Source organism: Oryzihumus leptocrescens, from assembly GCF_006716205.1.
Lineage (GTDB): Bacteria > Actinomycetota > Actinomycetes > Actinomycetales > Dermatophilaceae > Oryzihumus > Oryzihumus leptocrescens.
This window is the reverse complement of the sequence record NZ_VFOQ01000002.1, coordinates 119,743-143,326: the sequence shown is the minus strand read 5'-3', so window position 1 is coordinate 143,326 and position 23,584 is coordinate 119,743. Positions and strand designations below refer to the sequence as shown.

20 protein-coding genes are annotated in these 23,584 nt (G+C 72.2%); 7 read left to right on the top strand and 13 right to left on the bottom strand.

Translation table 11 applies throughout. From position 1 onward, the window contains the following. The first annotated feature begins 119 nt into the window (after positions 1-119). On the top strand, positions 120-1,994 hold the full coding sequence (locus FB474_RS17695; RefSeq protein ID WP_141790184.1) for an acyl-CoA dehydrogenase: 1,875 nt from the start codon (positions 120-122) through the stop codon (positions 1,992-1,994). Positions 1,995-2,092: 98 nt separating this feature from the next. On the opposite strand, the gene FB474_RS20855 is transcribed toward FB474_RS17695, so the two are convergent. Both FB474_RS20855 and FB474_RS17685 read right to left on the bottom strand, forming a co-directional pair. Continuing rightward, complete coding sequence (locus FB474_RS20855; RefSeq protein WP_185746248.1) at positions 2,093-2,758, bottom strand: ParB N-terminal domain-containing protein; 666 nt, start codon at positions 2,756-2,758, stop codon at positions 2,093-2,095. Positions 2,759-2,892: 134 nt separating this feature from the next. Then, positions 2,893-3,123 (bottom strand): DUF6458 family protein, encoded by a 231-nt coding sequence (locus FB474_RS17685; protein ID WP_141790183.1) that lies wholly within the window; start codon positions 3,121-3,123, stop codon positions 2,893-2,895. A gap of 138 nt (positions 3,124-3,261) precedes the next feature. Between FB474_RS17685 and FB474_RS17680 the strand changes: the two genes are divergently transcribed. Beyond that, positions 3,262-4,869: a phytoene desaturase family protein gene (locus tag FB474_RS17680; protein ID WP_246092595.1), complete on the top strand. Its 1,608-nt coding sequence runs from the start codon at positions 3,262-3,264 to the stop codon at positions 4,867-4,869. Between the two features lie 3 nt (positions 4,870-4,872). On the opposite strand, the gene FB474_RS17675 is transcribed toward FB474_RS17680, so the two are convergent. The 5 genes from FB474_RS17675 to FB474_RS17655 all read right to left on the bottom strand — a co-directional run bounded on the left by FB474_RS17675 (position 4,873) and on the right by FB474_RS17655 (position 10,906). Next, complete coding sequence (locus FB474_RS17675) at positions 4,873-5,313, bottom strand: SRPBCC family protein (protein ID WP_221632665.1); 441 nt, start codon at positions 5,311-5,313, stop codon at positions 4,873-4,875. An 82-nt stretch (positions 5,314-5,395) separates the two neighbouring features. Then, positions 5,396-6,100 carry a GNAT family N-acetyltransferase gene (locus FB474_RS17670; RefSeq protein ID WP_141790181.1) on the bottom strand — a complete coding sequence of 235 codons (705 nt, stop codon included), beginning with the start codon at positions 6,098-6,100 and terminating at the stop codon, positions 5,396-5,398. Between the two features lie 63 nt (positions 6,101-6,163). After that, on the bottom strand, positions 6,164-8,008 hold the full coding sequence (locus FB474_RS17665; protein WP_141790180.1) for an NHL domain-containing thioredoxin family protein: 1,845 nt from the start codon (positions 8,006-8,008) through the stop codon (positions 6,164-6,166). Continuing rightward, positions 8,005-8,832 (bottom strand): carbon-nitrogen family hydrolase, encoded by an 828-nt coding sequence (locus tag FB474_RS17660; RefSeq protein WP_141790179.1) that lies wholly within the window; start codon positions 8,830-8,832, stop codon positions 8,005-8,007. Before FB474_RS17660 ends, FB474_RS17665 begins: the two co-directional genes overlap by 4 nt. A 1-nt stretch (position 8,833) precedes the next feature. Next, positions 8,834-10,906, bottom strand: coding sequence for a bifunctional copper resistance protein CopD/cytochrome c oxidase assembly protein (locus tag FB474_RS17655; protein WP_141790178.1), 2,073 nt, complete (start codon positions 10,904-10,906; stop codon positions 8,834-8,836). 27 nt (positions 10,907-10,933) lie between these two features. Here FB474_RS17655 and FB474_RS17650 point away from each other — a divergent pair, with 27 nt between their 5' ends. The 3 genes from FB474_RS17650 to FB474_RS17640 all read left to right on the top strand — a co-directional run bounded on the left by FB474_RS17650 (position 10,934) and on the right by FB474_RS17640 (position 14,144). After that, positions 10,934-11,797, top strand: coding sequence for a maleylpyruvate isomerase family mycothiol-dependent enzyme (locus tag FB474_RS17650; RefSeq protein ID WP_246092594.1), 864 nt, complete (start codon positions 10,934-10,936; stop codon positions 11,795-11,797). A gap of 125 nt (positions 11,798-11,922) precedes the next feature. After that, entirely contained in the window at positions 11,923-12,429 is a 507-nt protein-coding gene (locus FB474_RS17645) for a MarR family winged helix-turn-helix transcriptional regulator (protein ID WP_141790177.1), read from the top strand. Beyond that, positions 12,429-14,144 carry an MDR family MFS transporter gene (locus tag FB474_RS17640; protein ID WP_141790176.1) on the top strand — a complete coding sequence of 572 codons (1,716 nt, stop codon included), beginning with the start codon at positions 12,429-12,431 and terminating at the stop codon, positions 14,142-14,144. Before FB474_RS17645 ends, FB474_RS17640 begins: the two co-directional genes overlap by 1 nt. Positions 14,145-14,253: 109 nt before the next feature. Here FB474_RS17640 and FB474_RS17635 read toward each other — a convergent pair whose 3' ends face one another. The 5 genes from FB474_RS17635 to hisC all read right to left on the bottom strand — a co-directional run bounded on the left by FB474_RS17635 (position 14,254) and on the right by hisC (position 20,057). Further along, positions 14,254-15,717 (bottom strand): dihydrolipoamide acetyltransferase family protein, encoded by a 1,464-nt coding sequence (locus FB474_RS17635; RefSeq protein ID WP_141790175.1) that lies wholly within the window; start codon positions 15,715-15,717, stop codon positions 14,254-14,256. Between the two features lie 19 nt (positions 15,718-15,736). Then, positions 15,737-16,714 carry an alpha-ketoacid dehydrogenase subunit beta gene (locus FB474_RS17630; protein ID WP_141790174.1) on the bottom strand — a complete coding sequence of 326 codons (978 nt, stop codon included), beginning with the start codon at positions 16,712-16,714 and terminating at the stop codon, positions 15,737-15,739. A 2-nt stretch (positions 16,715-16,716) separates the two neighbouring features. Continuing rightward, the gene (pdhA, locus tag FB474_RS17625; RefSeq protein ID WP_425465320.1) at positions 16,717-17,925 is read right to left on the bottom strand and encodes a pyruvate dehydrogenase (acetyl-transferring) E1 component subunit alpha; all 1,209 of its coding nucleotides are present in this window, start codon (positions 17,923-17,925) and stop codon (positions 16,717-16,719) included. A 284-nt stretch (positions 17,926-18,209) separates the two neighbouring features. Continuing rightward, positions 18,210-18,797 (bottom strand): hypothetical protein, encoded by a 588-nt coding sequence (locus tag FB474_RS17620; RefSeq protein ID WP_141790173.1) that lies wholly within the window; start codon positions 18,795-18,797, stop codon positions 18,210-18,212. A gap of 165 nt (positions 18,798-18,962) precedes the next feature. Next, positions 18,963-20,057 (bottom strand): histidinol-phosphate transaminase, encoded by a 1,095-nt coding sequence (hisC, locus tag FB474_RS17615; protein ID WP_141790172.1) that lies wholly within the window; start codon positions 20,055-20,057, stop codon positions 18,963-18,965. A gap of 122 nt (positions 20,058-20,179) precedes the next feature. On the opposite strand from hisC, the gene FB474_RS17610 reads away from it, so the two are divergent. Together FB474_RS17610 and FB474_RS17605 are read left to right on the top strand one after the other, a co-directional pair. After that, positions 20,180-20,569: a phage holin family protein gene (locus tag FB474_RS17610; RefSeq protein ID WP_141790171.1), complete on the top strand. Its 390-nt coding sequence runs from the start codon at positions 20,180-20,182 to the stop codon at positions 20,567-20,569. A gap of 178 nt (positions 20,570-20,747) precedes the next feature. After that, the gene (locus FB474_RS17605; RefSeq protein ID WP_141790170.1) at positions 20,748-21,776 is read left to right on the top strand and encodes a type IV toxin-antitoxin system AbiEi family antitoxin domain-containing protein; all 1,029 of its coding nucleotides are present in this window, start codon (positions 20,748-20,750) and stop codon (positions 21,774-21,776) included. Positions 21,777-21,860: 84 nt separating this feature from the next. Here the strand turns inward: FB474_RS17605 and paaN are convergent, their stop codons facing one another. Beyond that, the gene (paaN, locus tag FB474_RS17600; RefSeq protein WP_141790169.1) at positions 21,861-23,558 is read right to left on the bottom strand and encodes a phenylacetic acid degradation protein PaaN; all 1,698 of its coding nucleotides are present in this window, start codon (positions 23,556-23,558) and stop codon (positions 21,861-21,863) included. Positions 23,559-23,584: the final 26 nt, after the last annotated feature.

Sequence of the window (23,584 nt, the reverse complement as noted above, 5' to 3'; positions counted from 1 at the left end):
GGGGCAGGGCTTGCGCCTGTTACCGGCGGGTAGCATCATGGAAGTTACCCGCCAGTAACAGACGGGTTCCCCGATCTGGCCATCTCTGGCCACTGATGCGAGCACCGGAGGACCGCCCGATGGGCCACTACAAGAGCAACCTTCGCGACCTGGAGTTCAACCTCTTCGAGGTGTTCGGCCGGCAGGACGTGCTGGGCCACGGGCCCTACTCCGAGGTCGACGCCGACACCGCGCGCGAGATGCTCAAGGAGGTGGCCCGCCTCTCCGAGAACGAGCTCGCCACCTCGTTCGCCGACGCCGACCGCAACCCACCGGTCTACGACCCCAAGACCTACTCGGTGGCCATGCCCGAGGGGTTCAAGAAGAGCTACCAGGCCTACGTCGACTCCGGCTTCTGGAGCGTCGACGTCCCCGGCGAGCTCGACGGCACCGTCGCCCCGCCGTCGCTGAAGTGGGCCATGAACGAGATGGTCCTCGGCGCCAACCCGGCGATCGCGATGTTCGCCGCCAGCTACTCCTTCGCCAAGCTGCTCTACGTCCTCGGAAACGACGAGCAGAAGAAGCTCGCCCGCTGGATCGCCGAGAAGGGCTGGCACTGCACGATGGTGCTGACCGAGCCGGACGCCGGCTCCGACGTCGGCGCCGGCCGCACCAAGGCCGTCCAGAACGAGGACGGCACCTGGAACATCACCGGCGTGAAGCGGTTCATCACGTCTGCCGAGTCGGACATGACCGACAACGTGGTCCACTTCGTGCTCGCCCGCCCCGAGGGCGCCGGCCCGGGCACCAAGGGCCTGTCCCTGTTCATCGTCCCCAAGTTCCACGTCGACCTCGAGACGGGTGAGCTCGGCGAGCGCAACGGCGCCAACGTCACCAACGTCGAGCACAAGATGGGCCTGAAGGTCTCCACGACCTGCGAGGTCACCTTCGGCGACAAGGAGCCGGCGGTCGGCACCCTGTTCGGCGACGTGCACGACGGCATCGCCCAGATGTTCCGCGTCATCGAGCACGCCCGGATGCTGGTCGGCACCAAGGCCATCTCCACGCTGTCGACGGCCTACCTCAACGCCCTCGACTACGCCAAGCAGCGCGTCCAGGGCGCCGACCTGACCCAGATGACCGACAAGTCGGCCCCGCGCGTGACCATCACGCACCACCCGGACGTCCGCCGCTCGCTGATGCTCCAGAAGGCGTATGCCGAGGGGTTGCGTGCGCTGGTCCTCTACACCGCCACCCAGCAGGACGTCGTCGACCAGGCCCAGCTCGAGACCGGTCTCGAGGAGCTGGAGAAGGATTCCCCGGCGGCCATGGCCAACCGGGTCAACGACCTGCTCCTGCCGATCGTCAAGGGCGTCGGCTCCGAGCGGGCGTGGGTGCTGCTCGGCCAGGAGTCGCTGCAGACCCTGGGCGGCTCGGGCTTCCTGCAGGACTACCCGATCGAGCAGTACATCCGCGACGCCAAGATCGACACCCTCTACGAGGGCACGACCGCGATCCAGGGCCTGGACTTCTTCTTCCGCAAGATCATCCGCGACAAGGGCCAGGCGCTCGGCCACGTGGCCATGCAGATCCAGGAGTTCGCCAAGAACCTCGGCGCCACCGAGGGCGCGCTGGACACCGAGCGCGAGCTGCTCGGCAAGGCCCTGGAGGACGTGCAGGGCATCCTCGGCTTCATGGTCGGCGAGCTGATGAAGTCCGACCCGCGCCAGGACGGTGGCGAGATCACCAACCTGTACAAGGTCGGCCAGAACACCAGCCGCCTGCTGCTGGCCGCCGGTGACCTCGTCGTCGGCTGGCTGCTGCTGCGCCAGGCCGAGATCGCCAAGGCGGCGCTGGCTGCCGGCCCGTCGGAGAAGGACCGCCGCTTCTACGAGGGCAAGGTCGCCGCGGCGTCCTTCTTCGCGCGGACCGTCCTGCCGAAGATCGCGGCCGAGCGCCAGATCGCCGAGGCCACGGACAACTCCCTGATGGACGTCGCCGAGGAGGCGTTCTAAGGGAGGCGACCTCCCGGCATACCGCAGGGGTGGTGCCGGGGGACCAGGACCGACGAGGGGCCGGCGCACAGGGGTGCCGGCCCTTCGTCGCGTCCCCGTCAGCTCGACAACGACGCGGGGGCGCCGAGCTCCTCGAAGCCGACGTCCACGGTGAGGGGCGGGGTGGCCGCCCGGAACCGGGTCACCCCGGCGGGCAGCACGCCCACCGTCGCCGCGATCGTGACGATGGTGGCCAGGTCGGGCACCTGCCAGACGACCTCGGTCCGGTCGGGCTCGGGCGGCAGCGGCTCGGTCAGCCGGGCGTACGGCCCGGCCTGGTAGCACGCCGCGACCAGGCGGAAGGCGGCCATGAGCGCGGCCGGTGAGTCGTCGTCGGCGTGGACGCCGGCCTCGCGCCCGGTCGTCCGGATCGAGGCGACCACGGGGCCGGGCCTGGCGGCGGACCGGTCGGCCAGCTCGGCCAGGCGCGCCTGCGCACCCTGCTCGGCGACCGCGTGCGTCCAGCCGGTCAGCGCGAGCGCCTCGGCCGCGGGCACCACGAGGGCCGCGATGCGCGGCACGCCCAGCCGGCGCAGGGCCGTGGTGCGGTGGGCGCCGTCGAGCAGGAACATGCCGTGCGGGGTCGGGGTCACCAGGACCGGCTCGCGCTGACGGCGTTCGGCGGCGAGCACCGCCACGAGCTGCTCGATGCGGGCAGGCTCGACCTCCTCGTGCAGCAGCAGCTGCGTGGGGTCGAGGTGGGCCAACGTGGGCTCGTGCGGCACTGCGGACTTCCTTTCCGTCCCCGGGCTCGGCGCCCGGGGCGGGACACTACCGCCCGGAGGGACGGACAAGGTATGCCGTGGGGCCGGCTCCCAGCGCTGGGAGCCGGCCCCACGGCGTACGCGAGGTGGTGCGGTCAGCGCTCCTCGGGCGGGATGCCCGTCTCGCGGTGCTCGACCACGGCGGTGTGCGAGGTGTTGGCCCGCTGCTGGTTCATCACCAGCGCGAGGATGACGGCGAGGGCGCCCGCCCCCATGAGGATCCAGCCGATCAGGTCGAGGTTCACCCCGGACATGAAGTCCTGCGGGATCGCGAACGTGACGATGGCTCCCACGACCAGCAGGAAGATCCCGAGACCGATGCCCATGCAGTCCTCCTTCACCCGGGCCCGGAGCGGGTTGCCCGGGCGCGTGTCGGTGCTCGGACCCTACGCCGGGAGCGGCCCGCGATGGGGGATGTGCGCCGAGCGGGGGCACGGGAGGTCCGGGTGGGACAGGATGGACGGGTGCCCGCCACCAGCAGCAGCGAGAGCGTCGACGCCGTCGTCATCGGCGCCGGCCACCATGGCCTGGTGACGGCCGCCGTCCTCGCCGACGCCGGTTGGGACGTGCTGGTGCTCGAGTCCCGGGACCGGGTCGGCGGTGCGGTCGCGTCGGTGGTGCGTGACGGCTGGGTCATGGACGAGTTCAGCGCGTGCCACCCCCTGGCCGCCGCGTCCCCGGTGCTGCAGGCACTCGCGCTCGACGAGGTCGGGCTGCAGTGGGCCCGTTCGGAGCGGGTGCTGGCCCACGTCGGGGCGCCGGAGGACACCGAGGGCGCGCTGCTGCACCAGGACCCGGCACGGACCGCGGCCTGGCTGGCGCGCGAGCACCGCGCCGACGGCGACGCCTGGCTGCAGCTGGTGCGGGACTACGACCGGGTCAAGGGACCGTTCCTCGAGGCCCTGCTCACCCGGTGGCCGCCGGTGGGGCCGGGCGCCAGGCTGGCCGGCGCACTCGGACGGGAGCTGCCGCGTTTCGTCCGCTTCCTGACGCTGCCGGTGGCCCGGATGGGCGAGGAGCTGTTCGCCGGCCAACGCGGGCGGGAGCTGCTCGCCGGCAACGCCATGCACGCGGACATCCCGCCGGACTCCGCCGGCAGCGGTGTCTTCGGCTGGCTCATGAGCATGCTCGCGCAGGACGTCGGGTTCCCTTCTCCCGTGGGCGGTTCCGGCCGTCTCGCCGAGGCCCTGGCCGAACGGGCCCGTCGCTGCGGGGCCCGGATCGAGCTCGGCGAGACGGTCACCGGCATCGACGTGCGCGGCGGCCGGGCGGGGGCGGTGACCACCGCGAGCGGCCGGTGGGTGCGCGCCCGTCGGGCCGTCGTCGCCGACACGAGCGCCCCGGCGCTCTACGAGCAGCTCCTGCCGGAGTCGGTGGTGCCGCGCCGCGTGCGCGAGGACCTGCGCCGCCGCTTCCAGTGGGACCTGCCCACGGTGAAGCTGAACTACCGCCTCTCCGCCCCGGTGCCGTGGACGGCCTCGGCGGCCCGCGGCGCCGGCGTGGTGCACGTCGGGGCCGGCCTGCCCGGCCTGGTCCGGTGGTCCGCCGACCTCGGCGGTGGGCGCGTCCCGGAGCAGCCCTTCGCGCTGGTCGGCCAGATGTCGACGATCGACCCGACGCGCTCACCCGAGGGCACCGAGGCCCTGTGGATCTACACCCACCTGCCGCGCGGGGTCCACGACGACGCCAGTGCCGACGTGGTGGCCGGGCGGACCGAGGCGCTGATGGACCGCTACGCCCCCGGGTGGCACGACCTGGTGCTCGACCGCTGGGTGCAACGGCCCGGCGAGCTGCACGCGCAGGACGCCAACCTCGGCCAGGGCGCCGTCGGCGGTGGCACGCAGCAGCTGTCGCAGCAGCTGGTGTTCCGGCCGGTCACCGGCCTGGGTGGCCCCCGCACCGCCATCGAGGGGCTCTACCTCGGCAGCGCCGCGACCCACCCCGGAGGTGGCGTGCACGGGGCCTGCGGCTACCTGGCCGCCCGGTGCGCCCTGGCCGACAACCGGTGGTGGGGGGCGCCCCGGCGACGGCTCGCGCTGGCCGCGCTGCACGGCATACAGGGCACGCCCTAGACCTCAGCCGCGCTCGTGCCCCTCGGCGATGAGGGCGAGGCGGTGCAGCGTCTCGGCGTTGCGCGGGGCCAGGGCGAGCTGGCGCAACGGGTGCGGCAGCAGCCGGGCCGGGCCGTGGGTGGCGTCCTCGCGCATCGTCAGCCGGCTGCCGTCACCGTCTGGCTCGACCTCCAGCTCGACGAACGCCTCCCCGAACGGCCGGGTCTTGGCCTGCAGCCGCACCAGGCGCCCCGGCTCGACGCGGGTCACCTCCGTCTCGTCGCTGAGCACCAGCGGCCAGGACCCGACCGAGTGGTGGATCCGGGAGCCCCTCGCCGGCCAGCCGCCGTCGACGGCACGGATGCGGGAGGCCCCGACGACCCACGCGGCGTAGGACCAGCCGTCGGCCACCACCGCCCACACCGCTTCGGGGCTGGCGTTGCAGTGACGGGACACGGTGATCACGGGGCACCTCCTGCACCCAGTCTCGCCGCACGGCGTCCGGGCCGCTCGTCGAGCGGGTGCGGCCAGGGCCCCTGGGCCCCCGTCAGCCCTCGTCAGGACGCGGGACCCCGACGAACCGCCGGAGGGCAGCACCACCTTCGACCACGACCGGCCGCTCCGGGCGGACGAGACGGTCACGCATCAGGATGAACTTGTGGTGCTCGGCCGCGGCGTCGTCGCGCAGCTCCAGCCTGGTGCCATTGGCGACGTAGCCGACCTTGCGGCTCACGGCAGCCGAAGCGGGGTTGTCGGCGTAGGCGCCACTGGTGACGGCATGGGCGTCGAGCTCGTCGAAGAGGAACACGCAGATCGCCTGGCGCATCAGCGTGCCCAGACCTCGACCCTGGACCGACCGGGTCAGCCAGGAGAAGGTGTCCGGCGTCCGGAGGACCGGATAGCGCACAGCCTCCGCGCCCTGGACCCCCACGATCCTGCCCTCGAACCGCGCGACGAGCGGAAGCCCCCACTCATCGGACGAGAAGTTCGCCCGGTGCCGCCAGTAACGGCTCGCAAGGTCCCGACCCAGCTCGGTGGTGGGCCGCCCGGCCCAGGCCCGAGGGAACGGCCGCAGGTCGTCGCCGTGGATCCCGTCAGCAGCCGCGGCCACGAGCTCCGGCAGGTCGTCATCGCGCATGGCCCGGAGGCTGAGAGGGCCGCAGGTGATCGACAGGGCGAACGGTGGCCACAGGTCCTCGACGGTCAGCACAGGCAGGAACGCTGCCGCGGATGCCGTTGCGGGGCAAGCCATTTGTCGCCCTGCCGGCGCCCGCGCGTCGAGCGACACGCGGGCGCCGGTCGCGATGGGTGCGGGTCAGACGCCGCGCAGGTCCAGCCGCAGCTGGGTGTCGGCGCCCTCGGCGAGGACGACCGGGATGCCCCAGTCCTGCTGGTAGAGGTGGCACGCCGCGTGCTCGGGCACCTCGCCGGTGACCGGGTCGCCGTCGCACGCGGCCGCCCGCACCGAGATGTGCAGGATGCCGCTGCCGACGGCAGGGTCGAGGTGCAGCGTGCGGGTCAGCCCGGTCGCGGTGCCGGCGCCCTCGCGCAGGAAGGCCTCCGGCGAGCTCGACACCATGAGCTGGGTCGGGTCGCCCCAGCGGTAGTCGAGCTTCTGCCCGGTCGGCGGGGTGAAGCCGATGACCAGCTCGACGTCGCCGGCAGACAGCTCGGTGGGCGGCCGCTGGGTCTGGCGGGCCAGGCCGTCGACGACCTGCGCCTCCGCCGGGATCGGCACCCGGACCAGCTGGTGGGCGGCCGACTCGACCACCACGAGCCGGGCCTGGTCAGCGTCGACCTCGACGACCGCGTCGCTCGGCTCGCGCAGCCCGGTGGCCAGCGTGCTGACCTCGCGCGCAGCCGGGTCGAACCGGCGGATCGCGCCGTTGTAGGTGTCGCTGATGGCCACCGAGCCGTCGGGCAGCACGGTCACGCCGAGCGGGTGCTGCAGCAGCGCCTGGTCGGCGGCGCCGTCGCGGTGGCCGAAGTCGAACAGGCCCTGCCCGACGTGGGTCTCGACCTCGAAACCGTTGTCCGTCAACGAGATCGAGCGCAGCGCCGAGGTCTCGGAGTCGGCGACCCACACCCGGCCGCCGTCGGAGGAGGTGGCCAGGCCCGAGGACTGGGCGAACCACGCCTCGTCGGCCACGCCGTCCCGGATGCCCTCGGCGGAGGTGCCGGCCAGCACGGCGACGGTGTTCTCGGCAGGATCGGTGGCCAGGTGCAGCGCCCACAGCTGGTGCACGCCGGCCATGGCGACGACGACCCGGTCGGCGAACCACGCCACGTCCCAGGGGGTCGACAGGTCCTGCTTCAGCGCCGGGCCGCTGCCGGAGCGCTCGCGCAGCTGGCGGCCGGTGCCGGCGAGGGTGGTGACCGCGCCGTCGGTGAGCCGCACCCCCTTGACCTGGTGGTTGACGCTGTCGGCGACCACCACGTCGTAGCCCACCCGCGCGGCGACCTCGGCGGGCAGCAGGGCCAGGCCCTGCGGCTCCTGGAACACCGCTCGTGACCCGATCCGCGCCCGCTCCGTGACCAGGTCGTCCTCGAGGTGGACCAGCTGGTGGTGGGCGGTGTCGGAGACCAGGAACGACCCGTCGGGCAGGGTGACCGCCTTGCCCGGGAACCGCAGCGCAGTCTCGGGCGCCGGCGGCGGCACGTAGGGCGCGTCGCCGCGGCGCAGGGTGCCCTTGGCGGCGTGCTCCTCGATGAGCTCCTCGATGAGCACGGACAGCCCGTGGGCGTGGCCCTCACCGGACATCGACGCGACGACGTAGCCCTCGGGGTCGATGACCACCAGGGTCGGCCACGCCCGGGCGGTGTAGGCCTTCCACGTCACCAGCTCGGGGTCGTCGAGGACCGGGTGGTGCACGGCATACCGCTCGACGGCGGCGGCCAGGGCGTCCGGGTCGGCCTCGTGCTCGAACTTGGGCGAGTGGACCCCGACGAGCACGAGGGAGTCGGCGTACTTCTCCTCCAGCGGCCGCAGCTCGTCCAGGACGTGCAGGCAGTTGACGCAGCAGAACGTCCAGAAGTCGAGGACCACGACCCGGCCGCGCAGGTCGGCCAGGGACAGGTCGGCGCCGCCGGTGTTCAGCCAGCCGCGGCCGGCGAGCTCGGGGGCGCGCACGCGCAGGCGCTTGGTGGCGGTGTCGCTCATGCGCGCTGGAACGGCAGTCGGCGGTCACGCAGGACCGGGAAGCTCTCGCGGTAGTCGTCGACGACAGTCATGTCGACCTCAACGCTGAGCACCTGCTCCCCGCTTCCCGCCACGGCCAGCACATCGCCTGTGGGAAGGACCACCTGGCTGTGGCCGCCCATCTCGTGCCCGGCGTGGGTGCCGGCGGTGTTGCACGCGACGACGACGCACTGGTCCTCGATCGCCCGGGCGTGGGCCAGCAGGGTCCAGTGGCGCACCCGGGCCATCGGCCAGGCGGCGGGGATGACGAACATCGTCGCGCCGGCGTCGACCTGGGCGCGGTAGAGCTCGGGGAAGCGCAGGTCGTAGCAGGTGGACAGGGCCGCGCGGGCCGCCGGGCCGCCGGCGCTGTCGGGCACGTCGACCAGGGCCAGCCGGTCGCCGGCCTCCATCAGCTTGGGCTCCCCGGCGCCGAAGCCGAACCGGTGGATCTTGCGGTATGCCGCGACGAGGTCACCGTCACGGTCGAACACCAGCGAGGTGTTCCACAGGTCCTTGCCCTCGGGCCCGCGCTGGCCGTCGGCCGGGCGTTCCACGATCGAGCCGGCGTGGAGCATGACGCCGGCGTCGCGGGCCGCGGTCGCCATGGCCTGCGCCACCGGGCCGTCGACGGCCTGGGCCCGCTGCTCCCACGCCGGGTAGTCGAACCCGCCCGCCGACCACAGCTCCGGCAGGACGACCAGGTCGTGTCCGGCCTGCGTGCGCACCAGGGCGGCGACCCTCTCGGTGCGTTGCTCGACGCTCTCCTCGTCGCCGTAGGCCAGCTGGATCACGGCAATGCGCATGTCAGTCTCCCTGGGTCGGGGCTGCGGGGTCGGGTTCGGCGGCTGGCTCCGGTGCGGGCGCGGTGGTGCCCGGACGGGCGGAGCGGGAGTGCGCGGCACTGGCGGCGGCCAGCCGGGCGTTGTACGCCTTCAGCTCGGCGTCGTCGTCGCGGTCGGCCTGCCGGTCGCGCCGCGTGGCCTCGGCGGTGTCCGAGCGCACCCAGGCGGCCGCGACGAGCAGGGCGAGGATGAGCGTCGGCAGCTCGCCGACGGCCCAGGCGATGGCGCCGCCGTTGCGCTGGTCGGCCAGCAGCTGCTCCCCACCGAGCAGGTGCAGCTGGTGGAAGAAGTCGGGCGCGAGCAGCGTGGATCCCGTGGTCAGCGCGACCCCGAAGAACGCGTGGAACGAGATCGTCGCGAACAGGACCAGCAGCCGCATGGACGGCGGCCACCGCCGCGGGCCGGGGTCCACCCCGACGAGCACCCACGCGAACAGGTAGCCGGCCAGCAGGAAGTGCACGGTCATGAGCACGTGCCCGGTGTGCGTCCGCAGGGACAGCTCGAACAGCGGCGTGAAGTAGAAGAGGACGAGGCTGCCGAAGAAGATGGCTGCCGCGACCACCGGGTTGCCCAGCACGCCCAGGTATCGCGAGTGGACCAGTCCCAGCAGCAGCTCGCGGGGCCCGAGGGTCTTGTCGGGGCGGGCCGGCAGGGCGCGCAGCGCCAGGGTCACCGGGGCGCCCAGCACCAGCAGGATCGGGACCGCCATGGAGACGACCATGTGGTAGGTCATGTGCGCCGAGAAGAGCACCATCCCGTAGACCATCGGGGCGCCCTGCGTGCAGTAGAGGAACACGAGCCACCCGGACACCCACAGGACCGTGCGGCCGAGGGGCCAGCGGTCACCGCGGCGCCGCAGCCGGACCACGCCCGCGAGGTAGAGGCCGACGGCCACGAGAGCGAGCGACAGCCACAGCCACTCGACCCGCCAGACGGTGAGCCATGCGTCCGGGGCCACGGGCATCGGCGGTGCCGGGTAGCCGGTGAGGGACAGGGCGGGCGAGACGTTGCCCTCCGCGGCCTGCGGCACCGGCGGGGCGCTGCGGGAGAGGGCGGTGGCCAGGCCGAAGGCCGCACCCATGACCACCAGCTCACCGAGGGCGAGACGGGCGAAGAGGCCGCTGGCGGCCGGGTCGGCGCCGAGCCGGCCGACGACGCGGCGCCGCTGCTGCCAGCCGGCCAGGCCGAGCAGCACCAGCGCCACGGTCTTGCCGATGACGAGCGCGCCGTAGGTGGAGGCCAGCCCGCTGAGCGAGCCGACCCGCAGCCACGCGTTGAGCGCGCCCGAGACGGCCACGGTGGCGAAGCACCAGCCCGCCAGGGTGGAGTAGCGCCGCACGCTGACCGGCAGCGCCCTGCCGAGCAGCGGGCGCAGCACGACCAGGCCGAGCAGGCCTCCCACCCACAGCACCGCGCCGACCAGGTGCGCCCCCAGGGAGTTGACCGCCGTGTCGTGGTCGGTGGACCCGGCCGCGTGCCCGGCCAGGGCCAGCGGCAGCACGGCGAGCAGGCTGAGCAGGGCCAGCGCCACCATCGCCGCACGGGTCCGGGCCAGCGCCGCGCCGGTGGCCACGACCAGCACGAGGCCGATGCTGATCGCGGCGGCGCGCAGCACGTCGATGCTGAAGACGAAGGTCTGCAGCTCCTCCCCGAAGCCGGGGTCGCTGACCCGCACACCGGCCAGGTCGGCGAAGGAGAAGACGAGTCCGACCAGCCCGGCGACCGCCCAGACGGTCGCGGACACGGCCGCCCAGCGGGTCGCGGTCAGCCGCCGGGAGGTGCTGTGCGACTCCGGCACGATGAACGCGGCCAGCACGAGCAGGCCCACCGTCAGGGCGGCCGCCAGGTCGTGGACGACCCGCACGAGGACGACACCCCAGCGCACCAGGGCGCCCGGGTCGGGCAGCCCGGGCACGGGCGCGGCCACGGCGCCACCGAGGACCGCCGCGGGGACGGCGACCGCGAGCGCCGCGACGACGACGAGCGCCAGCGGTGCCCGGGCGGGCGTCTGCGGGTCGGACTTCGGGGTGGCCATGGGGTCCAGCCTAAGTAGGGTGACGGCATGCCCATGCACCCGGCAGCACCCTCCGACCTGCACGGCCTCGTCGAGGCGTTCGCCCAGACGGCCCAGGCCGTGGTCGACCTCGGCCGCTCGTGCAGCGAGGAGGACTTCGCCCGCGAGACCGAGTGCCCGGGCTGGACGATCAAGGACCAGATCTCCCACGTGGCCGGCGTCGAGGCCTGGCTGGAGGGACACCGCGACCCCAAGGTCGACGTGCCGCCGTACGAGCACGTCCGCAACGAGCTCGGCCAGAAGGTCGAGTCCGCGGTCGAGGTGCGCCGCGGTCGCAGCGGCCACGACGTGCTCTCCGAGCTCGAGCACGTCCTGCCCCAGCGCCTCGCGACGCTGCGCAGCCCCGGGCTGACCGACTCCAGCATCATCCCCGGGCCGTTCGGTCCCGAGCGCGCGGCCACCGTCGCCCTCATGCGGGCCTTCGACGTCTGGGCGCACGAGCAGGACATCCGCACCGCGCTCAAGCGCCCGGGCAACCTGGACTCCCCCGCGGCGGCGGTGTTCGTCAACGCCGCCCTGATCCAGCTGCCCAAGCTGGTGGCGCGCCGGGCCGGCCTCGAGCCCGGCAGCACGGTGATCCTCGACGTCACCGGCCCGGTCGTCGCGCGGGCCGGGGTGCGGGTGGACACCGGTGACGACGGCCGGCCGCACGGACACGCGATGTTCACCGGCGAGCACGTCGACGAGACCGTGCCCCACCTCGAGGGCCCCACGGTCAGCATCAGCATGTCGACCGACGCCTTCACCCGCCGCGCCGCCGGGCGGCGCGCCGTGGCGGACACGGCATACACCGTGGTCGGGGACGAGGCGATGGCCCGCCGCGTGCTCGAGGCCCTCGTCGTCACCCACTGAGGTCCCGGCCCCGCCGCCCCGGGGTGAGACGCGCCTACGTCTTTTTAGTTGTTTGCACCATGCAACTGTTATGTGATACTTGTATGCCGCAAGCAAGTTAGTTTCGCCAGACAAAGGGGGGTCCGATGGCGATCAGCCATGAGGCCGCCAACCAGCTCGGCGCGGACCTCGTCCGGGTCATGAAGCTCTTCCAGGCCATGCGCCAGCACGCCCCGCGGCTGCACCCGGCCGTGGACGCCACCGCCTACCCGGTGCTGTTCACGCTCGAGAGCGGCCCGAAGCGGGTCTCCACGCTGGCCGAGTGCGTGCACTCGGACGTGTCCACGGTCAGCCGGCAGGCCTCGATGCTGGCCCAGCACGACCTGGTCGAGAAGCTTCCCGACCCGGACGACCGGCGGGCGGCGATGCTGTCGCTGACCCCGGCCGGCACAGCCCTCATCGAGCGGCTCCGCACCCAACGGGGGGAGTGGTTCCGCAGCATGCTGCAGGACTGGAGCGAGACCGAGGCCGAGCAGTTCACCGCGCAGCTCGACCGGTTCGCGGGGGCGCTGGAGTCCTCACGCGACCAGATGATCAAGCACTTCGCCGACGCCATGAGTGGCGTCCACACCACAGCCAGCAAGGAGCAGTAATGGCGTCCGCCACTCCTGCGCCAGCGACCGCCACCGACGGAACGCTGACGCACAAGCAGATCATGACCATCCTCGTCGGCCTGCTCATGGGCATGTTCCTCGCCGCCCTTGACCAGACGATCGTCGCCTCGGCGATGCGCGTCATCGCCGACGACCTCAACGACCTCGCCGGGCAGGCCTGGGTGACCACGGCCTACCTGATCACCTCGACGATCGTCACGCCGTTGTACGGCAAGCTCTCCGACATCTACGGCCGCAAGAAGTTCTTCGTCACGGCCATCACGATCTTCATCCTCGGGTCGGTGCTGTGCGCCTTCGCCACCTCGATGCCGATGCTGGCCGCGTTCCGCGCCGTGCAGGGCCTCGGCGCCGGTGGCCTGTTCTCGCTGGCCCTGGCGATCATCGGTGACATCGTCCCGCCGCGGGAGCGCGCGAAGTACCAGGGCTACTTCCTGGCCGTCTTCGGCACCTCCAGCGTGCTCGGCCCGGTCATCGGCGGCTTCTTCGCCGGTGCCGACACCATCCTGGGCATCACCGGCTGGCGCTGGGTCTTCCTCGTGAACGTCCCGATCGGCATCGCCGCGCTGTTCGTCGTCGCCCGGACGCTGCACCTGCGTCACACCCGCCTCGACCACCGCATCGACTGGTGGGGTGCCGTCACCCTCACGGTGGGCCTGGTCCCGCTGCTCATCGTGGCCGAGCAGGGCCGCGACTGGGGCTGGAGCTCGAGCAGCTCGATCACCTGCTTCGCCATCGGCGGCCTCGGCCTGATCGCCTTCTTCCTCATCGAGCGGGCCATGGGCCACGAGGCGCTGCTGCCGATCTACCTGTTCCGCATCCGGACCGTCGGCGTCTCCTCGATCGCCTCGGTCGTCCTCGGCATGGGCATGTTCGGTGGCCTGGTCTCGCTGCCGCTCTACCTGCAGATCGTCAAGGGCGCGACCCCGACCCAGGCCGGCCTCATGCTGGTCCCGATGACCTTGGGCATCATGGCCGGGTCGGTCATCTCCGGCCAGGCCATCTCCCGCACGGGTCGCTACCGGCACTTCCCGATCATCGGCTCGGCGCTGCTGGTCATCGGCCTGTTCATGTTCCACTACGTCGCCTTCGACACCCCGCTGTGGCAGGTCATGGTGCTGATGGTCGTCTTCGGCCTGGGCCTGGGCTTCAACATGCAGCCGCTGACCCTCGCCGTGCAGAACGCCGTCTCGCCGCGGGAGATCGGCGTGGCCACCTCCTCGGCCACGTTCACCCGCCAGATCGGCGGCACCATCGGCACCGCGGTGTTCCTGTCGATCCTGTTCTCCTCGGTGCCGCTCAAGCTGGCCGAGGCGTTCCGGGTCTACTTCCCGACGCCGGACTTCCAGGCTGCCCTGCGCAACCCGACCGGCAACCCGGCGGCCAACGCCAACGTCATCGCCGCGCTGAAGAGCCAGCAGGCCGGCGGCGGCACCGGCGCGGGCGCCAACCCGCTGAGCGACTCCTCGTTCATCCAGCAGATCGACCCGCGCCTGGCCAAGCCGTTCCTGGTGGGCTTCTCCGAGGCCATGGACCGGGTGTTCCTGGTCGGCTCTGCCGTGATGGTCGTGGCGTTCATCGTGCTGTGGTTCCTCCCGCACGTCGAGCTGCGCAGCGGCTCGTCCTACTCGGAGCGGGGCAAGAGCGACGCCGCGGACGCCGAGGCCGCCGCCGCGGTGCCGCCGATCGCGCACTGAGCGGGGGCGCGCCCGGGAGGTGACGGGCGCGCCATACCGGCCCTGACACGACGAAGCGGGCGGTGGGACCAGGTCCCACCGCCCGCTTCGCGTTGCTGCGAAAGGGTGCTCAGCCCCAGACGAGGCCCTTGCTCGGGTCCTCCAGGACCGCGGCGACGTCGGCCAGGAAGCGCGAGCCGAGGTCGCCGTCGACCAGGCGGTGGTCGAACGACAGCGCGAGCTGGGTGACCCAGCGCGGCTTGACCTTGCCCTTGACGACCCACGGCATCTCGCGCACCGCGCCGAAGCACAGGATCGCGGCCTCACCCTGGTTGAGGATCGGCGTGCCGTTGTCGACCCCGAACACGCCCACGTTGGTGATCGTGATCGTGCCTCCGGCCATGTCGGCCGGAGGCGTGCGGCCCTCGCGGGCCGTCGACACCAGCGCCGCCATCGCGTCGGCGAGCTGCCGCAGCGACATCTGGTCGGCGTCCTTGATGTTCGGCACGATCAGCCCCCGGGGGGTGGCCGCGGCGATGCCGAGGTTGACGTAGTTGGCGATGGCGATCTCGCCGGCCGCCTCGTCCCATCGCGCGTTGATCTCGGGGTTGCGGCGCGCCGCGAGCAGCAGCGCCTTGGCCACGATGAGCAGCGGACTGACCTTGACGTCCCGGAACTCGCGGTCCTCACGCAGCCGGTCCACCAGCTTCATCGTCCGCGTCACGTCGACGGTGATGAACTCGGTGACGTGCGGCGCGGTGAACGCCGAGGCCGAGACGGCCTGGGCGGTCATCTTGCGCACACCCTTGATCGGCACGCGGGTCTCGCGCTCGCCCGAGCGGGCGAACACCGGGGCCTGGTATGCCGGGGCGGCGGCTGCCGGGGCAGCCTCCACCGCGGTGGACCCGCCCGCCACGTGGGCCTCGACGTCGGCGCGGGTGATGATGCCGCCCTCGCCGCTCGGGGTGACCTGGGTCAGGTCGATGCCGAGGTCCTTGGCCAGCTTGCGCACCGGCGGCTTGGTCAGCGCGCGGGCCTCACCGAGGCTGCGCGCCGGAGCGGCCGGAGCCGGGGTCGCCGGAGCCGCCTGGGCGGTCATGGTCGGCGCCGCGGCCGGCGCCGGGGTGGTGCCGGCCTTGCGCGGCCGCCGCTTGGCCTCGGTCTGCTTGACGCCGTAGCCGACGAGGACGGCGGTGCGACCGGTCGAGGTGGTGCCACCGATCTTGCCCTCCTCGATCTGCTCCTCCGCCGCAGCGGCGGCAGCGGCCAGCTTCGGGGCGGGGCTGCCCTCGATGCCCGGCTCGACCGCGCCGGCGGCCGGCGCGTCCTGCACCGGCGCCGCGCCGCCCTGGCCGGTCTCGACGGCGATGATCGGCGTGCCGACCTCGACCGTCTCGCCCTCGCTCACGAGCAGCTCGCTGACGGTGCCCGCGAACGGCACCGGCAGCTCGACCAGCGACTTGGCGGTCTCGATCTCGACGATGATGTCGTTGACCTTGACCGTGTCGCCCGCCTTGACCTTCCAGGTGACGATCTCGGCCTCGGTCAGGCCCTCACCGGGGTCGGGGAGGTTGAAGCGCTTGATGCTCGACATGGTGGACGGGTCCTCCGCTTCAGTAGGCGAGCGCGCGGTCGACGCCGTCGAGCACGCGGTCCAGGTCGGGAAGGAAATCTTCCTCGAGCTTGCTCGGCGGGTAGGGCAGGTTGTAGCCGCCGACCCGCAGGACCGGCGCCTCCAGGTGGTAGAAGCAGCGCTGCGTGATCTCCGCGGCCACCTCGGCACCCATGCCCAGGAACGTCGAGGCCTCGTGGGTGACGACCAGGCGACCGGTCTTCTCCACCGACGCCGCGAGGGTGTCCATGTCGAGCGGGGACAGCGAGCGCAGGTCGACGACCTCGATGCTCTTGCCCTCCTCGGCGGCGGCCTGGGCCGCCTCCAGCGCGACGCGGACCATCGGGCCGTAGGTCGCGAGGGTGACGTGCTCGCCCTCGCGAGCCACGCGCGCGTCATACAGGCCGAGCCTGGGCGCGCCGTCCTCGTCAACTTCGCCCTTGTCCCAGTAGCGGCGCTTGGGCTCGTAGAAGACGACCGGGTCGTCGGTCTCGATGGCCTGCTGGATCATCCAGTAGGCGTCCTCGGGGTTGGCGCAGGCGACGACCCGCAGGCCGGCGGTGTGCGCGAAGTAGGCCTCGTTGGACTCGCTGTGGTGCTCCACGGCGCCGATGCCGCCGCCGACCGGGATGCGGATGACGATCGGCAGCTTGACCGCACCGAGCGAGCGGGCCCGCATCTTGGCGACCTGGCTGACGATCTGGTCGAAGGCGGGGTAGACGAAGCCGTCGAACTGCATCTCGCAGACCGGGCGGTAGCCGCGCAGGGCCAGGCCGACCGCGGTGCCGATGATGCCGGACTCGGCCAGCGGGGTGTCGATGACACGGTCCTCGCCGAAGTCCTTCTGCAGGCCGTCGGTGACGCGGAAGACGCCGCCGAGCTTGCCGATGTCCTCACCCATGAGGATGACCTTGTCATCGCGCTCCATGGAGCGGCGCAGGCCGTTGTTGATGCCCTTGGCGATGGTCAGGGTGCTCATGCTCAGTGGCCTCCCTCGAAGCTGGCGTGGTAGGCCGCGAACTCGGCGCGCTCGGCCTCGACGACCGGGTGCTTCTCGACGTAGATGTGGTCGAACATCGACAGCGGCTCGGGGTCGGGCATGCTCAGGCAGCCCTCGCGGACGGTCGCCGCGAGCTCGTCGGCCTCACGGTCGACGGCGTCGAAGAACTCGGTGTCGGCCATCGCGTGGGCGGTCAGGTAGGCCTTGAGGCGGGCGATCGGGTCGCGGTGCTTCCAGACCTCGACCTCGGCGGAGACGCGGTACTTCGTCGGGTCGTCCGAGGTGGTGTGGGCGCCCATGCGGTAGGTGAACGCCTCGATGAGCATCGGGCCCTGGCCGCTGCGGGCCGCGTCCATGGCGGCCTTGGTGACCGCGTAGACGGCGAGGACGTCGTTGCCGTCCACCCGCACGCCCGGGAAGCCGAAGCCGCGCGCCCGCTGGTAGAGCGGGATACGCGTCTGGCGGTCGTTGGGCTCGGAGATGGCCCACTGGTTGTTCTGGCAGAAGAAGACCACCGGCGCGTTGTTGACCGCGGCGTAGACGAACGCCTCGTTGACGTCGCCCTGGCTGGTCGCCCCGTCGCCGAAGTAGGCCACGACGGCCGCGTCACGGTCGGCGTCGCCGGTGCCGACGGCACCGTCGCGCTGGATGCCCATCGCGTAGCCGGTCGCGTGCAGCGTCTGCGCGCCGATGACGATCGTGTAGAGGTGGAAGTTCTTCTCGTCCGGGTCCCAGCCGCCGTGGTTGACGCCACGGAAGAGGCCCAGCAGGTTCAGCGGGTTGACCCCGCGGCACCACGCGACGCCGTGCTCGCGGTAGGTCGGGAACGCATAGTCCTGCGGACGCAGCGCGCGGCCGGAGCCGACCTGGGCGGCCTCCTGGCCGAGCAGGCTGGCCCAGATGCCCAGCTCGCCCTGGCGTTGCAGCGCGGTCGCCTCGGCGTCGACGCGGCGCACGAGGACCAGGTCGCGGTAGAAGCCGCGCAGGTCGTCCGCGTCGAGGTCGGCGACGTATGCCGAGTAGTCGGGGTGGTCGACCCGCTCACCTTCGGGGGTGAGCAGCTGGACCAGCTCGGGTCCGCCGTCACCGATCGTCTCGGGAACGGGGGCGGTCAGCGCCGCCACGGCGGCTTCGTCGATGTGCTCGGTGCCCTCGGCACCGGCACTCGAGGCGACGTCGATGTCGCTCACAGGCTCTCCTTCTTCGCGATCCGGTGCAGCGGTTGGCTGACCGGCTCGGCTCTGGGCCGCGGACGTGGGCGGGGTCTCCGCCCGGGGCTTGCTGTCCACGGCGGGGGACGGTCACGCACGCATGTGGCGGCGCTCACAGGCCTAGCGGTGCACACGCTACCGGCATGGGGACGTGGTCTTCCAAACTGCGGACACGGAAGGGGCCGGTCCGGACCTCGCCCTGACCGTGGCCAGGGCCGGGCCGGACCGGCCCTTGACGTGAGGGGGTCGATCTCCCTGCGGCCTCAGAGGCCGAGGTGGATCAGGCCACCGACGTCGACCGAGGTACCGGTGCCCGTGGGCAGGTTCACGCCGACGACGGGCTGGGGTGCGGGCGCTGGCGCCGGGGCGCCGGAGGCGCCGCCGGTGCTGCCCCCGGAGCCGTCGCCGCCCGACTTCGGGGACGTCGTGCCTCCTTTGGGCGCCGGGGCCGGCGCGGGGTTGACCTTGGGCACCGGCTTCGTGACCACCTTGGTCACCTTGGCCGTCGTGACGCGGACACTGGCGGTGCGCGCCTGGAGCGTCGAGGAGGCGTCGGCCACCTTCGTCTCCAGGCTGACGTTCCTGGTGTGCAGCTTGGCCGGCTTGGCCTGCTGCGCCTCCTTGGCCGCGGGCGTGTCCGCAGGAGTGCCGATGACCTGAGGGGCCGGGGTGGGCTTGGCGCCCGCCGCCTCTGCATGAGGGGTCTGCTCAGCGCCGTGGTCCAGCGAGACCATCGTCATCGCCGCGACGGTGGCCATGCCCAGCGTCGCGAAGCCGACCGTTGGCGCCCAGACCGAGGTCCCGAGGGCGCCGGAGCGCGTGAGGCGGTTGGCGGCTCGCTTGCTCGTCACGCTTGCACTCTGGCGATGACGACCCTTGTGAGTCGAGTGGGTGCGGGTGATATCCCCCGACATGACTAGTCACTCCTCAGTCGTATGGGTGTTGGCGGACCACGACCGCAGTGCTAGTGACACGGCGGGACGCGGGCAGTGCTCCGGTGTGGTGTGGGCGGCCGCCTAGAAGGTCCGGGCGGCCAGGAACGAGCGGGCGACCTCCAGCAGTCGGTCGTTCGCCTCGGTCTCGGCGATGGTGCACCGGGCACCCTCGCCGGGGAACGGGCGCACCACCAGGCCGGCGCCGTCGGCGGCCTTGGCGAACGCCTCGGTGTCCGCCCCCAGGGGGAGCCAGACGAAGTTCGCCTCGGTGTCGGGGACCGGCCAGCCCTGGTGCCGCAGCGCTGCGACGACCCGTTCCCGTTCGGCGACCAGCGCGTCGACCCGCTCCGCCAGCTCGTCCCAGGCCGCGAGGCTGGCGATGGCCGCCTGCTGCGCGATGGTGCTGACGCCGAACGGAACTGCGGTCTTGCGCAAGGCCTGGGCCACCGGCTCGTGCGCCACGGCATACCCGACCCGGAGGCCGGCAAGGCCGTAGGCCTTGCTGAAGGTGCGCAGCACGGCGACGTTGTGGCGCTCCTCGTAGGTCGCGATGGCGTCCGGGGCCTGGCCGTCGCGGACGAACTCGAGGTAGGCCTCGTCGATGACGACGAGGACGTGCTCGGGGACCTTGTCGAGGAACGCGTCGAGCTCGGCCTGGTGGACGACCGGGCCGGTGGGGTTGTTCGGGGTGCAGACGAGGATCACGCGCGTGCGGTCGGTGACCGCCGCCGCCATCGCGTCGAGGTCGTGGCGGGCGTGCTCGTCGAGCGGGACCTGGACCGAGGTGGCGCCGGCGAGGGCGACGACGATCGGGTAGGCCTCGAAGGAGCGCCAGGCGTAGATGACCTCGTCGCCGGGGTCGCAGGTCGCCTGGATGATCTGGCCAAGGACGCCGACGCTGCCGGTGCCGGTGGCGATGCGCTCGACCGGGACGCCGAGGTGGTTGGCCAGCGCCTGGGTCAGGTCGGTGACCGCCATGTCGGGGTAGCGGTTCATCTGGGCGGCCGCCTTCTCGACGACCGCCAGGACGCTGGGCAGCGGCGGGTAGGGGTTCTCGTTGCTGCTGATCTTGTAGGTCGTGACACCGTCGCGCGCCGCCGCGGGCTTGCCCGGCTTGTAGGCCGGAACCGCGTCGAGGGCATGGCGCAACCGCACTATGGCCTTGGCGTCCGTCATGGCGGAACCCTATTGCCATTGCAGGGTTCTCGCCGAGCGGGACCGCTATGTGGCTTTCGCCGCAATCCTCCCGTTACCGCGAATCATCGGCAACCGCAGGCGCGCGTGCCACCATGACCCCCATGAAGTCGATCGCGATCAAGGTCCTCGTCAACGGCGTCGCGCTCTGGGTCGCGGCGTTCCTGGTCTTCGGCATCCACCTGGCCGACGAGAACGAGCCGCTCGGCAAGCGCCTGCTCTCGGTCCTGCTCGTCGCGATCGTCTTCGGGCTCATCAACGCCGTGATCAAGCCGGTGGCGAAGTTCTTCTCCTTCCCCTTCATCGTCCTGACGCTGGGGCTGTTCACGATCGTGGTCAACGCGCTGATGCTGCAGCTGACCTCATGGGTCGCCGGCGGGCTGAACCTCGCCTTCCACGTCGACCACTTCTTCTGGGACGCCATCCTCGGCGCGGTCATCGTCAGCATCGTCAGCATCGTGCTCGGCATCGTCCTCCCCGACGACGACCGCTGACGCCACGCCTTCTTCCGACCGAACACCGCTCAGCCCGCGTTTCGGCCCCGGCCGAGGCTGAAAACGCGGGCTGACGCGTGTTCGGTCGATGTCCACAAGGGGTCGGCGCCTGGTCCCACGATCCACAGGGCCGCCATCGGACGTGGCCCACGCGCCGACGGGCACCGAGCCTCGGGGCATGCTCGATGCCTCAGCCGCGCTCTCGCTCCTGCCGTCCGCGTTCACCAGCCGGGAGGCGTTCGGGGTCGGACTGAGCCAGTCCGTCCTCGAGCGCCTCGTCCGCCGGGGAACCATCATGCGTATCCAGCGGGGAGTCTTCCGGCAGGGCGTCGGGCCGTGTGATGACGAGGCACCGTGGGCAGCCGAGCGGCGCCGTCACCTCTCGCTGGCGCGGGCTGCGCTGCTGGCACACCCCGACCATGCGCTCAGCCACGAGACTGCAGCCGTCGCCTGGGAATGGCCTGTGCTGATCCACCGCGACAGCCCGATCCACCTGACGGCCCTCCATGTCGAGCCCCGCTCCCGCCGTGAGGGCCGGGTCATCTTGCACCACAGCGACTCCGTCGTGAACGAGGCGGTGCAGGTAGACACCCTGACCACCATGGCGCCCGCCCGGATCGTGGCCGACTGCCTCCGCAGCATGCGGCCCTCCAGGGCGGTGGCCGTGGCCGATGCCGCTGTGAGGGCAGGGGCCACCTCTCTCTCCGAGGTCGAGTCAGTGATCGCGTCGCAGTGGAGATGGCGTGGCCGGCCTCGCGCACGAGAGGCGCTGGAACTGGTCGACCCGCGGCGGGAGACCTGGCTCGAGTCGTTCTCCTTCTGCGAGCTGAACGCCTTGGGGATCGGCCTTCCGACCCCTCAGGTGGACATCTTCGACGCCTCGGGGGACTGGGTTGCGCGGGTGGACGGCATATGGATCGGGGACGGGACCGTGGCCGAGGCTGACGGCAGGGGCAAGTACGGACTCCCCGGATCGGACGGCCTGCCCGCGACGCAGGCGACCGTCGTCGATCGCGTGCTCGCGGAAAAGCGACGCGAGGATGCCCTGCGCTCCCTCGGTCTGGAGGTCGTGCGCTGGGACTTCGCCGAGATACGAAAGGACCCCGAACGCGTGGCCAGCAGGGTCCGGGCGGCCCGCGCGCGTGGCGACCTGGCGCGCTTCACCGGCTCGTTGCGCCACCCCGACAGCCGAGAGGACACGGCTTAGCCCGCGTTCGCGCGGCGGATACGGCGCGAAACGCGGGCTAAGGCGTGTTCGGTCGGGAAGAGAGCGAGGGGCTGGGCGGTGGGGTCAGACGTGGCGGCGGGAGGTGACCACGCGGAAGCGGTTGGCGACGAAGGCCGCATCCACGTAGGCCGCGTTGGCCGCCGGGTTGGCGCCCGTGCCGTGGTAGTCGCTGAACGCCGCCGTCTGGTTGACGAACACCTGCCCGGTGAGGTTCTCCGACAGCGCCACGCCCGCGTCGGCCGCGGCGTCACGCGCCTGGTCGAGCACCTTCTCGGACGTGGAGTAGACAGCCGCCGTCATCGCGCCGTGCTCGCGGATCGTGTCGCGCATCCGCTCCAGCGACTGCTCGGTGGAGTCGGTCGCGATGAGGAAGGTCACCGGCCCGAAGCACTCCTGGGTGTATGCCGTGTCGTCGGCGACGTCGACCGCCACCAGTCCGGGGGTGCGCACCACCGCGTCGGGGTAGGTGGGGTGGTTCACCGCCCGCGAGTCGAGCACCAGCGAGCCGCCGACCCGCGAGGCGAGCGCCTCCAGGGCACCGGCCCGCGCCCGCACGTCCTCGTTGACGGTGGCGCCGAGCAGCTCGACGGCCTTGGCGTCGTCGCCGTTGAGCCGGCCGATCGCCCCGCCGAGCCTCTCGCCGAAGTCGGCGAAGGACAGGTGCCCCTCGTCGGTGTCGATGCCCTCGCGCGGGACGTAGATGTTCTGCGGCGTGGTGCACATCTGCCCGGAGTAGAGCGTCAGCGAGAACGCCAGGTTGCCCAGCACCCCGCGCAGGTTGTCGGTCGAGTCGACGACGATCGAGTTGACCCCCGCCTTCTCGGTGTAGACGAGCTTGCCCGAGCCGGCCGCCTCACGCTCCAGCCAGGCGCCGAAGCCGGGGCCGCCGGTGTAGTCGATGATGGCGACCTCGGGGCGCTCGGCGAGCTCGCGGGCCAGGCCCTCGCCGTCGTCCTCGGCGGCCAGCTGCACCAGCGCAGGGTCGAAGCCGGCCTCGCGCAGCACCGACCGGGCGAGGGCAACGCTCAGAGCCAGGGGCAGAACCGCACGCGGGTGCGGCTTGACGATGACGGGGTTGCCCGTGGCCAGCGAGGCGAACATCCCCGGGTAGCCGTTCCACGTCGGGAAGGTGTTGCAGCCGATCACCAGCGCGATGCCGCGCGGCACGATGCGGTAGTCCTTCTGCATCCGGATCGGCGCGTCCTTGGCGGGCTTCTCCCAGACCACCGACTCCGGCACGCGCTCCTGCTCCACGAGCGCGGCGACGACCGACTCCAGGGCACGGTCCTGCGCGTGCGGCCCGGCGGCCTGGAACGCCATGACGAACGGCTGACCGGTCGTGTGCATGACGGCGTTGGCGATCTCGAACGAACGCTTGTTGATCGCGTCGACGACCTCGACGCAGACCGCGGCGCGGGTCAGCGGGCCGGCGTCACGCCAGGCCGGCATCGCCGCCTGGGCCGCCGCGACCGCCGCGTCGACGTCCAGGCGCGGGTAGCGCACCCGCAGCCGTGGCCCGTAGGGCGAGACCTCGCTCCCGGCGAACGAGCCGTCGGTCGGCTGGTCGCCCAGGCCGGGGAAGCCCTCCCCCAGCAGCCCCTCGAAGGCGGACCGGCCGTGCGAGGCCGCGTCCTCGCCGTACACACGCGGCGAGGGGGACTCGGGGTAGCGCGAGTAGAAGCTGCGCGCGGCCAGTGCGGCGCGGGCCTCCGCCAGCGTCTGCGCGTGCTTCTCGGACAGCGGGTGCGGGGTGTGCGTCACGGCCCAATCCTAACCACGGTCTTACA